Source organism: Streptomyces sp. NPDC107559 (genome assembly GCF_055657365.1).
In genome coordinates, this window is the sequence record NZ_JBVKBD010000008.1 from 63,612 (window position 1) to 77,436 (window position 13,825).

The window sequence follows — 13,825 nt, forward strand, 5'->3', positions numbered from 1 at the left end:
CCCTGTGCGCGCTCACGACGAACGGCTTGCCGAGCAGGCCCCGGAGCGGACGCGCCGTGCGGGCACTGTGCGCGCGGGCGAACCGCACGCCTCACCGCTCGCCGCCCTGTCCGACCTGCAGCAGACGGCTGGCAACGCGGCGGTGGTCCAGTTGGTGACCGCCCAGCGGATGGTCGGCAGGCAACGGCCCCCGAAGCGTACGGCGGTCGCCGACTCGCCGTACGGCAACAGGCCGGTGTCCGCCCGGCAACAGGTCCAGCAGGGCTTCGACCCCGATGCGCCCCGGGCCGCGGAGCTCCCGAGCCGTGGACCCAGGGACGAGCACCTCTGGAGCGGCACCCGGGACGACATCGGATTCACCGAGGCGACGACGACCGCGGTGCTGGCCGCGGCGAATCCCCAGGCCGCCAACGGGCGGACCGAGTACGAGTGCGCGATGTGCGGCACGCACATCCCTCAGCTCAGGGACGCGACGGCGGCGGACGGCAACCGCACTGTCACCATCGACCACATCAGGGAGATCATCGCCTACGTCCAGGACAACGCCCGCGAGATCACCTGGCAGGTCGACGGCCGCGACGTCAGGGCCATCACCCGCGCCGAGGCCAAGCGCCTCGCCAACGACATCACCAACCTGCGTGTCCTGTGCGCCCAGCCCTGCAACGGCGGCACCCGAGCCGCCAACAGCGCCAGCCGCAACTACGACACGAACAAGGCGGTGTGGTGGGCGACGTAGGCGCGCCCGGGCCCGGCCGGATCACGGCGGACCTTTTCTCGGGAGTGACACCATGGCGCCATGCTGAACTACAACCTTGCCGTCTCCGATGCGGACGACGCAGATGTCCTGTCCGCCCTGGTGGCCGAGGGCGATGAACTCGACGCCCTGGTCGGGGCAGTTGACGATTGGTCTCTACCGACACCGGCAGCGGGCTGGACGGTCGCCCACCAGATAGCCCACCTCGTGTGGTCGGACGCCAACGTACTCAGCGCGTTACGCACTCCGGAAGCGTTCGGCACCGAGCTCGCGCGGGCCGAAGCCGAAGGCGGCGGGTACGCGGACAAGGCCGCCGCCGAGGGAGCGGCCAAACCGCGGCCGGTGCTCCTGGAGGAGTGGCGGGCCGGTCGGGCGGAACTGGCGGCGGCGCTGCGCGACACGCCGTGGGACCACGCCTTCCCCTGGTACATGTCGCAAGTGACCCCGGCCCTGATGGTGCCGCTCCGTCTGATGGAGACCTGGGCACACGGGCAGGACGTCTTCGATACCGTGGGCGTGGCGCACCGCCCGACGGATCGGCTGCAGCACGTGGCGTCGCTGGGGGTGCTGGGCCGGGCGCTGTCCTTCGCCGCCGTCGGACTTCCCGAACCGGCGGAGCCCTTCCGCGTCGAGCTGACAGCACCTGACGGCCGGACCTGGGTGTGGGGCCCCGAGACCGCCGCACAGCGGATACAGGGCGACGCCATGGACTTCTGCCTGTGCGTCACCCGCCGTCGCCCCTGGCCCGAGACCGCCTTGACGGCGACCGGCGAGGACGCCCAGAAGTGGCTGGAGGTGGCGCGGGTCTTCCTCTGACAGCGGGTCGGGGTGCTCGGTCATGGCGGGGTGGGCTGCGCGCCTGGTTGTGCCGTCTCATGACGTTGCCTACTCGCGGTCAGGCTTGGCGGGCGCAGGACGCGAGGCGATCGGCGAGGGCGATGACGAGGTCGCGCAGTTCGTCGGGGCGCTCGATGACGAACGGCCGGTCGAGTGAGGCGAGTACCGGAGGCAGCCAATCGAGCCGCTCCGCCCGCAGCTCGACGCGCAGCCAGCGCTCGGTGGCCCGGTCCTCGCCCGGCACGGGCGCGTACTCCTCCAGGCTGGCGACGCCGGCGGGAAGGCGGGCGCGGATCTGCTCGACCGTTCCGTGGATCCGCAAGGTCACCTCGTGCCGGTACTCGGCCGTGGCGAACGCTGACAACAGGCGATCTGCCGGATCGGGACCCACAGGAGCTTCGAACGAGCCGGGCAGGGTCCGCGCGTCTGCGATGCGATCGAGCCGGAAGGTTCGGTCCGCGCCGATCCGGGCGTCCTTGCCCGTGACGTACCACCGGCCCGCATGGGCGACGATCCCGTACGCGTGCAGCGTGCGTTCGCTGCGCCGTCCGTCGCGGTCGGTGTAGCGGATCGAGACCGGTCGGCGGTGGCGCACCGCATCGGCGATGGTGAGCAGGGCCTCGGCGTCCGGGGTTTCGAGATCATCGGGCTGATCCGTGAAGGCGAGAGCTTCCAGGAGTGTGTCGAGCCGGCGGGCGATGCGCTTGGGCAGCACCCGCCGGATCTTCGCCGATGCCGTCTCGCTCGCCGTACGTTGTGTCGTCGTCAACCCTGCTCGGCGGCCGGCGATCAGGCCGAGCAGCACGGCCAGCGCCTCGTCGTCGCCGAGCATGAGCGGAGGCAAGCGGTACCCGGGGGCGAGCCGGTACCCGCCGTAGCGGCCGCGCACCGACTCCACGGGCACGTCCAGGTCGATCAGCTGGTCCACATAGCGCCGTACGGTGCGTCCTTCGACGCCGAGCCGGTCGGCGAGTTCGGCCACCGTCCGAGTGCCGCCCGACTGCAGCAACTCCAGGAGGGTCAGCACGCGGCCGGTGGGTCGGGACATGTGCACAGCCTAATGCGAATAGAGGACCGATTCTGTCCACTATTTCTCCTAGCCTGCGACGTACCGCGATTCCGGCAACCCAGGAGAGCACCATGGACTTCGTTTCGATCCGCATCATCACCAGCGACGTCGCACGCCTCGTCGAGTTCTACGAGCGAGCCACAGGGGTGCGGGCGACGTGGGCCACCGAGGACTTCGCCGAGCTCAGGACCGCGGGCGCCGCCCTCGCGATCGCCGGCACCCGCACCGTCCCGCTGTTCGCCCCGGGCTCTGCCCGCCCGGCGGACAACCACAGCGTGATCACCGAGTTCCTCGTCGACGACGTGGACCGCGTTCACCGGAACCTGGCCGGCTTCGTCACCGACTTCGTCAACGAGCCCACGACGATGCCCTGGGGCAACCGGTCGCTGCTGTTCCGCGACCCCGACGGCAACCTCGTGAACTTCTTCACCCCCGTCACCCCGGCGGCCGTCGAAAAGTTCGCACGCTGACGCCACGCACAGCCGCTCACGCGGGAGCGCCGAGATCCCAGGGCTCCCGGTGAACGTGGCCGCCGAGTCCACTTACCGGGCGAACAGCTTGTGGACTTCTTCCGGGCCCCGTTCCAGGACCGCCTCCAGCTCGGCGGGGCCGATTTCCGCGTGTGCCGCGTTCGGCTTGTCGGTGAATTCCAGGCCGGGCCGGCACAGGAGGTAGGTGTCGCCCCGCCGGAAGTAGTCGAACGGCACCCCGGCGGCATAGAGCTTGCGGGTGATCTGCCACTCCCGTTCCTCGGAGACGGTCACGGTTTCCCTGACTCGCTGCCGCAGCTCGGGCACCACCTCGCGATAGCTCTCCTCGGAGAGCGGATTGCCCGTGAGGACGACCTCGCGCAGCTTGGGCATCCCGGACCGCAGGGCGGTGATGTCCTCGATGGCGTTGAGGGGCAGCTGGAGGCGGCGGATCATGGGCAGTGTCTGCACCGCGCTCACATCGGCGAGCGCACTGAACTCCATGGAGAGCGACGCCAGTCGCGGGTGGCCGGTCAGCGCCGAGAGGTCGCGTCCCCCGTAGCCGACCACGTGCAGCGCCCTCAACATGGGGAAACGGGCGAGGTCGTCGAGGTTGCGGGGGAAGAGGACGGCCAGAGCGTCGAGCTCGGCGATGTCGTCGTCGCTGAAGGGCGGATTTCTCTGCAGCCGAAGCTGAACGGCCCGTTCCAATTGGGGTTCGAGAAGCGGCATCGGTCAGCTCACCTCTTGCACAGCGTCGTCGGCGTTGTCGAGGTCGTCCATGATGATGTTGAAGTTGACTCGCTGCGCAGCACCGAGCTCCTCGACGGTCATCGGGACTATACCGGCAGCGGTCTTCACAAGCGCCGCGACCGGCTTGTCGAGGAACTGTGGGTCATGATTGTCGAGGTTTCCGTTCCAGATCAGAGGGTTGTTCGCGTCCTGCAACTGGGCTCGCAGGGCACTCACATACTGAAGTGCGCTGCCCTGGTGCTGGTTGAAGACGTCGCGCAGTCTCTTGTGGAAAGCGTCCTGGCCGTTGGTCAGAGTGAACTTGTACTTGGTCTTTCCGTCCTCGACGTACTGCTGCCAGAGGGCGCCGGAATGGCCGTTGGGTGATACTCCCTGGATGGCCCAGATGACGTGCTCGGTCTTCGACCGCAGGGCGTGGTGCAGCGCCACCCAGCGGGCCGCTTCGAGCTTGTCGCCCCGTGAGAGGTGGCCCATCGCGCGCGAGAGGACGGCCGGGATGTAGTCGGTGGGAATCCACTCGTGCTTGCCGGAGTCGGCCTGCCGGAAGAGATTCATCAGGAATTCCTTGGACGGCTTGTGCTTCGCCCACAGGTCGAGAGTCCTGGTGTTCCACTCCGAGCTCTCGGTGGCGACGAAATGCAGGAAACCGATGACGCCGCCCTTGGCGTTGACGATGGCCTCGAGGTCCTTGTTCACTTCGGAGCCGGAACCGGGCAGCGGCGCGAACTTGCCGTAGGGGCCCGACGCCTCTCCGTACCCCATGGTGTTGACCTGGTTCGTGGCGTTCTCCGAGCGGTCGGCGCGTGGCTTCTTGAGTTCTCGCAGCGCGGCCTCGCCGAGAGCCTTCAACATCTTCTGGCGCAGTGGCCCGCCGTCCTTGAAGGCGTGGTTGTAGAAGCTGGCGGTGCTGGCAGCGGTACCCGGATTGTCATCCTTGCCGCTTCTGCGGCGGGGCTTCTCCTTGAAGTAGCCGAGGAGTTGTTTCAGGACGGCCTGGTCGGTCAGGAGACCCGCAGCCTCGGCGGGGAGGCCGGCGAGTTGGACCGGAGGGTTGTCCCACACCGACTGCCCGTCGACCTCGGTCTCCTTCAGCGTCCTGTTCCACGCCTCCTGCGCCTCCTTGGAGAAGGCCGCGGCGTGCGCCGGCAGCGCCTGGCGGATCATCTCGAGGTAGCGGGCGTCCGACGGGTCCTGCGTTCCCTGCGCGCTGTCCTCGCCGTCGCGGGCCTGGACGCCGAGGCTGACCTCGTCGGTCGGGTTCACCGTTCCACGCGCCGACCAGCTGCCGCCCCGGACGACTGGCTCCAGGGAGGTCATGCCGTAGCGGACCCGGATCGCCGCGAAGGCCGCGCGCAGGGCGGCCCGGCTGACCCGGCCGCTGCCGTTCAGGCGCTGGGCGGCGGACCGGGCGGCGGCGAGACCCTTGGCGAGGCGCTGCCGCTTGCCCTCGGGACTGTCGTCGCCCCCACGGACCTTGCTCTTGAATTTGCTCCAGATCTTCTTGCCGAGGCGGACGATCTTCCCGACGATCCAGTCGACGGCCTTCATGACCGGCTTGGACAGCGCGGTGAAGAATTTCTTGACCTTGTCGGCGATGCCGCCGATCCCGAGGATCGCGGCCAGGGCCCCGATGAGTACGGGGATCGACTTCGCGAGGGCCGCCTCGATCAACCCGGGTACCCCGCCGGATCCTCCGTTGGCGATGGCGACCACCGCGTCGAGTACGGCGTTGACGAACTCGACGATCTGGGCGCCGCGTTCGACGATGAACGTGACGATATCGACGATCATCTTGCAGGCCTTGATGAACGCGCTGGCCGGGTTCAGCAGGCTGATGATCCAGGTGATCCCGGCGACCAGGACGGTCGGGATCAGGTACTGCGAGATCTTGCCGAACAGGTTCCCCTTCAGATCCCCGACCTGCTCCTTGACCTCCTCCGTCACTCCGGCGACACCCTCGGACTGCAGCTTCGCGACCAGCGGTACGCCCGATTCGACCGCGGACATGGCCTGTTCGGGGATGCCCTTGCGGGTGATCCGGGCGCGGATCGCCGACCAGGTCAGGCCCAGCAGCGAAGCGACCATGCCGAGGATGCCCCGCAGGTCGAACTTCGCGGGAAGCTGCAGGCCCGCGCCCGACATGGTGCCCAGCAGCCATCCGAGCAGGCCCTTCTTCAGGTGGGTGCCGATGTTCGCCATGAAGGCTTGCAGCCCGGCACCGACGGAGTGCACGAGGTTGCCGAGGAACCCGATCGGATCCTTGATGATCTTCATGACCGCGGACGCGGCCTTCGCCAGGACGCCGAGCAGCATGTTCTTCAGCTCGATGATGGTCTGGATGACCCCGACCACGGCGTCCTTGGCCTTGGCGATCAGGCCCTTGTTCTCCTCCTGGAGCTTCTTGATCTCGTCGTCGACCGCGTTCAGCGCCTGGGTGTACTTCTGGGCGAGGTCCTGGACCAGCTGGTCCGACTTCGCGTTGACGTCGGCTTCCAGTCCGTCGAACTTCTCCGTGAAGTCCTTGGCGGCCTGACTGCCGAACTTCTTCAGGTCGGCGGGGAGTTTGTCGACCTCGGCCCTGAGCTCGGCCCGGCCGCGCGCGATGCGGTCCTTCGCCTTGCCCAGTTCGGTGCCGATGAGGTCGGCGACGGAGGAGATGACCTGCTGCATCTGGGCCACGTAGAGCTTGCGGGACTCCTGGAAGAGAGCGTTGGCCTCCGCCGGCAGGCCCGCGAACTTGTCCTTGACCCACTTGAGCTTTCCGGACCAGCCCGAGTACCGCTTGTCCTTGTAGGCGTCCATCCGGCGCTTCTGGTCCGCCGTGAAGGCGTCCCGCGCGGCCTTCTCGCCGGCCGTGAAGCGCTCGTCGACGAGCTTGTCCAGACCGGAGAGCGTCCTCTCCACATCCGTCCTGGTGCCGTCGAAGACCTTCTGCAGGCGGGCGGTGACCTCGGCGCGTCTGCGTTCGTCGGCGGATTTGGTGGAGCTCTTGCCGCCGTCGACCTGCTTGCCGGTGGCGGTCCGGGCGGCGGCCAGACCGGTCATGGCCTGGGCGCCGGCGGCCGCCGCGCCCTGCTTGGCGGCGGCCAGTTGCTTCGCCTCGGCGCCGCGGGCCTGTCCCGGCGCCGCCGCGGAGTGCTGCTCGCCCTCCTTCTTCGCCGTCAGGGCATCGGTGAACTGGGGCTCGTTGCTCCTGGCCAGCTGGTCCTCGGTGACCTCGGCGTCGGCCATCTGCTCGTTGACCTGCCGCGGGCCGCCGGAGAAGTCGGTGACCGCATCCGGCTGCCTGGCCGGGACCGCGCCCGCCGGGTTCGGGGCGCCGGGGACGGGCGGGGGAGCGTCCGGAGTGAGCGGGGTGACCGGCTTGTCCTTGGCCTTGGACAGGTCCGGGGCCGCTTTGGTGGTGGTGTCGATCTCCTTGGCGGAGGCGGCCTTGCCCTGGCCGACCTGGCCGCTGACCTGATCCTTGACGGCTGCCGCCTTGCCGGACCCGGAGAAGTGGTCGGCCTCGTCGAGGTTCTTCGGAGCCTGGGCCGCGATGGCCTGGCCGACGGCGGCGATGAAGGCGGCCTTGTCGAACGTGCCGGGCTTGGCGGCGTTCATCTTCTCGGCCTGCGCGGCCTTGCCCTGGGCTTGCTTGTCGTCCGGCGGGGCGACGGCGGCGTCCTGCGCGGCCTTCGACTCCGATGCGGCGGGAGCGTGCCGGGCGGCCGCGGTCTTCTTCGCCCGCACCTCGGACTTCAGGTCCTGGAAGGCGGGTGACGCGGACGGCGGCGGCTTGACCGGCGGAGCGGGAGCCTCCGCGGAGGACGGGGCAGGGGCGGCCGTGGACGGCGGAGCCGCGGTCTGGCGCTGTGCGACCAGTCTGGCCACTGCCGCGTTCCCCGCCCGTGCCTGCAGCAGGCGCAACTGCTGCGGGGCGAGGTTCGCGGGAGGGGCGGTCTCCGGCCCGTCCGCCGTGATGGGTGAACCGGCTCCCTCGACCGTGGGCCGAGCGGTCTGGGCCTGGGCAGGGGCCGCCGGACGGGCCGGCGGCGCGCCGGTCCTCGCGCTGGTCTTTTTGTCCGGCACCGCCTTCATGGCCGAAAGCGTCGAGGTTCGTGGCCACTCGTACACGAGGACGGCGGGTACGGCCGGGGGAAGCACGGTCTGCCTCATCGGGCAGCGGGCTGTGCACCGTGACGCGGCCCGACGACGCGTTCCGGGTGATCGAAACCGGAGTCAGAATCAGCTTCGGCCGCTGGTCAAGGAGGAGTGGGTATGCCGTCGTATCTGTCCCCGGGCGTCTACGTCGAAGAAGTGGAGGCCGGGGCACGACCGATCGAGGGAGTGGGCACCTCGGTCGCCGCGTTTCTCGGCTTCGCCCCGCAAGGGCCCCTGAACGAGCCGACGCTCGTCACCAACTGGAGCCAGTACGTGGGGGTCTTCGGCGACTTCGTCGAGGGTTCCTACCTGGCGTCCGCCGTGTACGGCTACTTCGCCAACGGGGGCGGGAACTGCTACGTCGTCCGGATCGGGGACGGCGGGAACGGTGTCGCGGGGCAGCTGCCGGGCGGGGCCGCCGCAGGGACGGCGGGCGCAGGGTCCGCGGCCGAGGCGCTGCTCGGCGGATTCCGGGTCCGGGCACTGCCGGGCGTCACCGGTGAGATCACGGTCGAGGTCGGCGGGGCCGAGGGCGAGGCACCGCCCAACGAGGCGTTCAAGCTGGTGGTCAAGGTGGACGGGGAGGAGAAGGAGACCTACCCCTCGGTGTCCACCCGCCGTGGCAAGGACAACGTCGTCACGAAGGTCAAGGAGAAGTCGCAGCTCATCTCCTTGGAGGAGGTCAGCCGCGCCGCCGCGTCGGCCAAGCCCGACACCGGCACGGTCGTCCTCGCGGCCGCAGCCGCGGCCCCCGCCCCGGCCGGGTCCGGCACGGTGGCGCTGTCGGCCGACGACTACATCGGTGACGCGGACGAGCGGACCGGCTTCGGCGGGCTGGAGGCCATCGACGAGATCACGATGGTGTCCGTGCCCGACCTGATGAGCGCTCACCAGCGCGGCATCCTGGACGCCGAGACCGTCATCTCGGTGCAGCAGGCCCTGATCGCCCACTGTGAGCTGATGGGGGACCGGGTCGCGATCCTGGACGCTCCTCCCGGGCTGTCGCCGCAGCAGATCAAGAACTGGCGGATGGACACGGCCGGGTTCGACTCGAAGTTCGCGACGCTCTACTACCCGTGGATCAAGGTCTTCGACCCGTCGGTCGGCCGCAACAGCTTCGTCCCGCCGAGCGGGCACATCGCCGGTGTGTGGGCGCGCAACGACGCCTCGCGCGGTGTGCACAAGGCGCCGGCGAACGAGGTCCTGCGGGGCGCCGTCGGCCTGCAGACGCAGATCACCAAGGGCGAGCACGATCTGCTGAACCCGATCGGCGTCAACTGCGTCCGCGCCTTCCCGGGCCGCGGCATCCGGGTGTGGGGCGCCCGCACCCTCTCCTCCGACGCCGCCTGGCGTTACCTGAACGTGCGTCGGCTCTTCAACTACCTTGAGGAGTCGATCCTGACGGGCACGCAGTGGGTCGTCTTCGAACCGAACGACGACGCCCTGTGGGCACGCATCCGGCGCACCATCTCGGCGTTCCTGGTCAACGAGTGGCGCAAGGGCGCGCTGTTCGGACTGACCCCGGACGAGGCCTTCTACGTCAAGTGCGACCGGGAGACCAACCCCGCCGAGGGCATCGATTCCGGCCAGGTCGTCTGCGAGGTCGGGGTCGCTCCGGTCAAGCCCGCTGAGTTCGTGGTGTTCCGGCTGGCACAGCTGTCGGGCGGCACGGGATCGGTCGACGAGTAACAGGGCGACAGGCGGGTCACGGCCCCACGGCAGTGGGCCGGCCGCCGATCGGTCCCGGGGCGGTGGAGAACCGCCGCTCCCCACAGGATGAGCCTAGGAGGCTGGGATGGCACTCCCCGATCTTGACAGTTCTGTCGGCCACTCCTTCGGGCTGGAGTTCGACGGTGTGGTGATCAAGCAGATCACCGAGGTCAGCGGTCTGAAGATGGAACAGGACGTCATCGAGCTCAAGCAGAACACCGCCGACGGAAAGTACGCCATCAAGAAGCTGCCGGGCCGGCCCAAGGCCGGCGAGGTCACCGTCACCCGCGGTCTGACCGAGGACAACAGCTTCGAGACATGGATCAAGTCGTCCCGGTTCGGGAAGATGACCGACGCCCGCAAGAACGGCGCGATCATCGTCTACGACTACGAGGGCAGCGCGATCAAGCGCTACCAGCTGGTCAACGCATGGCCGAAGTCGCTGGAGATCGGCACCCTCAAGGCGGGCGACACCTCCGTCCTCACCGAGAAGCTCTCGATCACGTACGAGAGCATGGAAGTTGAGTGATGCGCAGGACGATGCCCGCCCAGACGCGGCAGGCGGTACAGCAGTTCCCGGACGCACCGGGGCAGGACCACACCCAGGGACCGGGTGAGAGCGCGAGCGGTGCGGGGCGTGACACGCTCCGCACCGAGTTCGCCTTCGAACTGCCCCGGGGCTACGTGGACGACTCCGGCACCGTGCACCGGCACGGTGTGATGCGGCTGGCCACCGCCCGGGACGAGCTCATCCCGCTGCGCGACGACCGGGTGCGGGAGAACTCCGCGTATCTGTCGGTGGTGCTGATCGCCCGGGTGATCACCCGGCTGGGCACCGTCGAGGACGTCCACGCGGGCATCGTGGAAGACCTGTTCGCCTCGGACCTCGCCTTCCTCCAGGACTTCTACCGGCGGATCAACGCGGAGGGCCACACCCGCGCCGCGGTCACCTGCCCCTCCTGCCAGGAACACTTCGCCGTGGACCTCGCCGGGGGCCGCCTGGGGGAATCGTGACGTACGCGGTCGAGCGCCTCTACGAGGAGATCGCGTACCTGGCCTACCACTTCCACTGGCCGCTCGACGAACTGCTCGATCTGGAACACCCCGAACGGCAGCGGTACGTCGAGCAGATCGCCCGTCTCAACGGGCGGTGAGAGGACACCGAGATGGGACTGCTGTCCTGGCTGACGAGGAGCGGTGACGGCTCGCGGGGTGCCGTGCAGCCCGGAACGCGAGCGGACGCCGACGCCGGGACGACATCCCCCGCCCCGGCGGCGACGGACCCGCAGGGCCCGGCCGGCTGGCGGTCGACGCCCCCTGTGCAGCGGGCGCTGAGCGCTCCCATGGGGCTGGTCAGCGACCCCGGCGGGTTCGGCCGTCGGCTGGGCGCCTGGCAGGACCCGACGGTCACCGGACCGCTCGGCCATCTGGTCAGCGCACAGGCGCCGTCCGGCGTCGGCCACGGGCTGGCGCAGCCCACCGTGCCGGTGCAGCGGACCGGCACACGGCCCCGGGCGCACGTCTTCGACGTACCGCGGGGCGTGCAGGACCCGGCCTCGGCGTGGGCGGGCGAGCCCGGCGCGGCGTCGGCCGTCGCCCACGGGGCCGGTGACCGGCATGGTGATGCCGGAGGGTCCGCGGACCGGCCGGGTGACCTGTCCGGCACGGCCGGCCCGGTCGTCCTGCGGTCGGTGTCCCCGGCCGGGGACACCGCGCGTCACCCGGAGCATGCCCCGACCTCTCCCGGACCGGCGCCGCTTCCCCTGGTGCCGCTTCAGCGGATCACCGACGCGTCGAGCGGCCCCGGACCGGACTCGGCACCGCCCGCCCCACTGATGGTCATGCGTGTGCCGTCCGCCCCGGCGGCCCCCGCACCCGCCCGCCCCCTGGTCGTCGCGGAGCCACCGGACGTACCGGCACGGGAACTCGCCGCGGCCCTTCCGGCCGGGCCCGACGAGCATCCCGGCTCACTGGCCCCGGACGCGCCGGCCGAGCCGGTCGCCGACCTGCTCGCGGCACCTGGCATGTCTGCGGGGCAGGACCGGCAGGGGGCTTTCGTCCAGCGGACCGAGGCGCCGGGTACCGCCGGGTCGACGGCGGGACGGGAGACGGCCCCGCTCCCGCTCACCACTCCGGGCCCCGGCACGGCGGCAGGCCGGGGAGGACCGGACGCGGCCGTCTCCACCGCGCCCCTGGTCGGCGGAGTGGACGGCACCGGCCCTGCCGTACAGCCGATGGTGCAGCGTGATGTCACGACCCCGCCGCGTCCGCGCCATCGGGGTCTGGGCGAGCCGCTCTCCGCGCTGCCGCCCACCGCCCTGCCGCTTCCCGGTCCCGCGGTGCCCCTGGTCGAATCCCCCGTGTCCCCCTCGATCCCTTCCATGCCGTACGTCTCCCGGACCGTGGCGGAGCCTCAGGTGCCGCAGACTTCGACGGCTTCCGAGGACCTGTACGCGCCGGACGCTCCGGCGGTGCCGGATCTGACGGCGGGCCCGGCCGGGCCCGAAGTGCCGTCGACCGGCGCCGAGGACACCGCGCCGCTGCTCGGTGACACACCACCGCTGACCACGGACCCGGTGGACCTCGGCACAGGCTTCCCGCCCGAGCCGGTGACCGGCACCGAAGCCATGCGGGCCGGTCCGGTGCCCGGCCTCGCACCGGGCCCCCGCGCCGGATCGGGCCCGGGAGCGGACGCTGTTCCCGGTTCCCCCGCCGCGTCCGACGGCGCCACGTCGCCGGGGCCGGTCGCGGTGCAGCGCCTCGACGTTCCCGGCGGCCCGCCCCAGGCGTCCCCGTCGACCGGCGCGACGCCCCAGCCCGCGCAGGCCGACCGGGCACCGCTGCTCGGTGACGCCTCACCGCTCGCGGTGAGCGACACGGTGGTGCCCGAGGCGCCCGGCCCGGGAGAGATGGTGACGGCCGCGACACCCATGCCGATGCGGCGGCTGGACGCCGTGGACGAGGCCACGCTGCCCGGCGGGCTGTCCGGGTCGGGCATCGGGTCGGCGGGGCAGGGCGCCGGTCCGGTGTTCCCACTGGTGGCGCAGCGGTCGCTGCCTCTGTACTCGGTGCCGGCACCCTCCGCCGAGGCACCGGTCGCGGCCGGGCCTCCGGCCGCGGTGCCGGTCCGCTGGGAGCCGGTCGGAGGCTCGCGGTCCGTCCCGGGAACCGGCGGTTCCGCAGGCCGTGCCCGGTCCGCCGACACCGCGGCCGAAGGCGTTGGCAGGTCCGGCGGCGACGGCGACCACGGCAGCTACGGCAGCTACGGCAGCTACGCCAGCTACGGCGGCCACGGTGGATCCGGAGGCCTTGGAGGCGGGCCCACCCCGACCGGCGGCAGCGGGTACCCCGACGCCGCCTTCGGCCACACGGGTGGCGTCGTGCAGCGGGTCATGAGCAGCGACAGCGCCGCCCCGTTCACCCCGTCCGCCCGGTCCCACGGCGTCTCGGGCGGACCCGGCGGATCCGCGCTTCCCGGCCGCCCGGGCCATTCCGGAACCACGGAATTCCCCGGCGCCCCCGGTGCGGTGCTCCCCGACGCCGCCCCCCAGCCGTACCTCCAGACGCTCCAGGCGCTCCAGGGCCCGGGCGCCCTCGGCCCCGCGGTCCCGCTGCAGCGGCTCGCGACGGTGCCGGGCGTCGCCGCGCAGCCCGTACGCCGCTCCGGCCCGCCGGTGCCCACCGTCCCGTCGGTTCCGGGACAGGCGCCGTCGGTCTCCGCACCGCCCGAGGTCAGCGCGGGGGCCGTGGCGGTCGCCGCCGGGGTGGCCCGGTGGATGCCGGACGGCTCCGTGGAGTTCACCGAACCCTTCGTGCAACGCGCCGAACAGGGCGCGCCGCCGCCCGAGCCGCCCGCCGACCCGCCGGCGCAGCCCGAGCCGGACGGTCCACCGGCGGTGGCGCCGCCGGCCCCGTCGGCCTCGGCCGACACCCCGGAGAAGGCCGGCGGCACGGGCGCGCCCAAGGTCACGGACGAACTCGTCCGGGCGCTGCTCGCCCCCCTCAGCCGACTGCTCAGGGCGGAGCTGCGCATCGAACGTGAGCGCGCCGGTTCCTTGATCGACATCCGGCACTGACAGAGCACCCGGT

Annotated in this window: 11 protein-coding genes; 8 read left to right on the top strand and 3 right to left on the bottom strand. The window is 71.0% G+C overall.

Annotated features, from left to right (window positions below):
- The first annotated feature begins 4 nt into the window (after positions 1 to 4).
- Positions 5 to 736 (top strand): hypothetical protein, encoded by a 732-nt coding sequence (locus ACZ7OY_RS23740; protein WP_471913200.1) that lies wholly within the window; start codon positions 5 to 7, stop codon positions 734 to 736.
- A gap of 60 nt (positions 737 to 796) precedes the next feature.
- Positions 797 to 1,570 (top strand): TIGR03084 family metal-binding protein, encoded by a 774-nt coding sequence (locus ACZ7OY_RS23745; RefSeq protein WP_471913201.1) that lies wholly within the window; start codon positions 797 to 799, stop codon positions 1,568 to 1,570.
- A gap of 79 nt (positions 1,571 to 1,649) precedes the next feature.
- Here ACZ7OY_RS23745 and ACZ7OY_RS23750 read toward each other — a convergent pair whose 3' ends face one another.
- Positions 1,650 to 2,639, bottom strand: coding sequence for a helix-turn-helix transcriptional regulator (locus tag ACZ7OY_RS23750; protein WP_471913202.1), 990 nt, complete (start codon positions 2,637 to 2,639; stop codon positions 1,650 to 1,652).
- Between the two features lie 92 nt (positions 2,640 to 2,731).
- Here ACZ7OY_RS23750 and ACZ7OY_RS23755 point away from each other — a divergent pair, with 92 nt between their 5' ends.
- Positions 2,732 to 3,130 carry a VOC family protein gene (locus ACZ7OY_RS23755; protein ID WP_471913203.1) on the top strand — a complete coding sequence of 133 codons (399 nt, stop codon included), beginning with the start codon at positions 2,732 to 2,734 and terminating at the stop codon, positions 3,128 to 3,130.
- 72 nt (positions 3,131 to 3,202) lie between these two features.
- On the opposite strand, the gene ACZ7OY_RS23760 is transcribed toward ACZ7OY_RS23755, so the two are convergent.
- On the bottom strand, positions 3,203 to 3,862 hold the full coding sequence (locus ACZ7OY_RS23760) for a hypothetical protein (protein ID WP_471913204.1): 660 nt from the start codon (positions 3,860 to 3,862) through the stop codon (positions 3,203 to 3,205).
- Positions 3,863 to 3,865: 3 nt separating this feature from the next.
- Positions 3,866 to 7,963: a phage tail protein gene (locus ACZ7OY_RS23765; RefSeq protein ID WP_471913205.1), complete on the bottom strand. Its 4,098-nt coding sequence runs from the start codon at positions 7,961 to 7,963 to the stop codon at positions 3,866 to 3,868.
- Between the two features lie 180 nt (positions 7,964 to 8,143).
- On the opposite strand from ACZ7OY_RS23765, the gene ACZ7OY_RS23770 reads away from it, so the two are divergent.
- From ACZ7OY_RS23770 to ACZ7OY_RS23790, 5 genes are all read left to right on the top strand, one after another.
- Positions 8,144 to 9,715: a phage tail sheath family protein gene (locus ACZ7OY_RS23770; RefSeq protein WP_471913206.1), complete on the top strand. Its 1,572-nt coding sequence runs from the start codon at positions 8,144 to 8,146 to the stop codon at positions 9,713 to 9,715.
- 106 nt (positions 9,716 to 9,821) lie between these two features.
- Positions 9,822 to 10,265 carry a phage tail protein gene (locus ACZ7OY_RS23775; protein WP_152895158.1) on the top strand — a complete coding sequence of 148 codons (444 nt, stop codon included), beginning with the start codon at positions 9,822 to 9,824 and terminating at the stop codon, positions 10,263 to 10,265.
- Positions 10,265 to 10,750: a hypothetical protein gene (locus tag ACZ7OY_RS23780; protein ID WP_471913207.1), complete on the top strand. Its 486-nt coding sequence runs from the start codon at positions 10,265 to 10,267 to the stop codon at positions 10,748 to 10,750. Before ACZ7OY_RS23775 ends, ACZ7OY_RS23780 begins: the two co-directional genes overlap by 1 nt.
- A complete protein-coding gene (locus tag ACZ7OY_RS23785; RefSeq protein ID WP_167455655.1) occupies positions 10,747 to 10,890 on the top strand; it encodes a DUF6760 family protein in 144 nt (47 codons plus the stop codon). The genes ACZ7OY_RS23780 and ACZ7OY_RS23785 overlap by 4 nt, the downstream gene beginning before the upstream one ends.
- A gap of 12 nt (positions 10,891 to 10,902) precedes the next feature.
- Positions 10,903 to 13,812: a hypothetical protein gene (locus tag ACZ7OY_RS23790; protein WP_471913208.1), complete on the top strand. Its 2,910-nt coding sequence runs from the start codon at positions 10,903 to 10,905 to the stop codon at positions 13,810 to 13,812.
- Positions 13,813 to 13,825 lie beyond the last annotated feature (13 nt).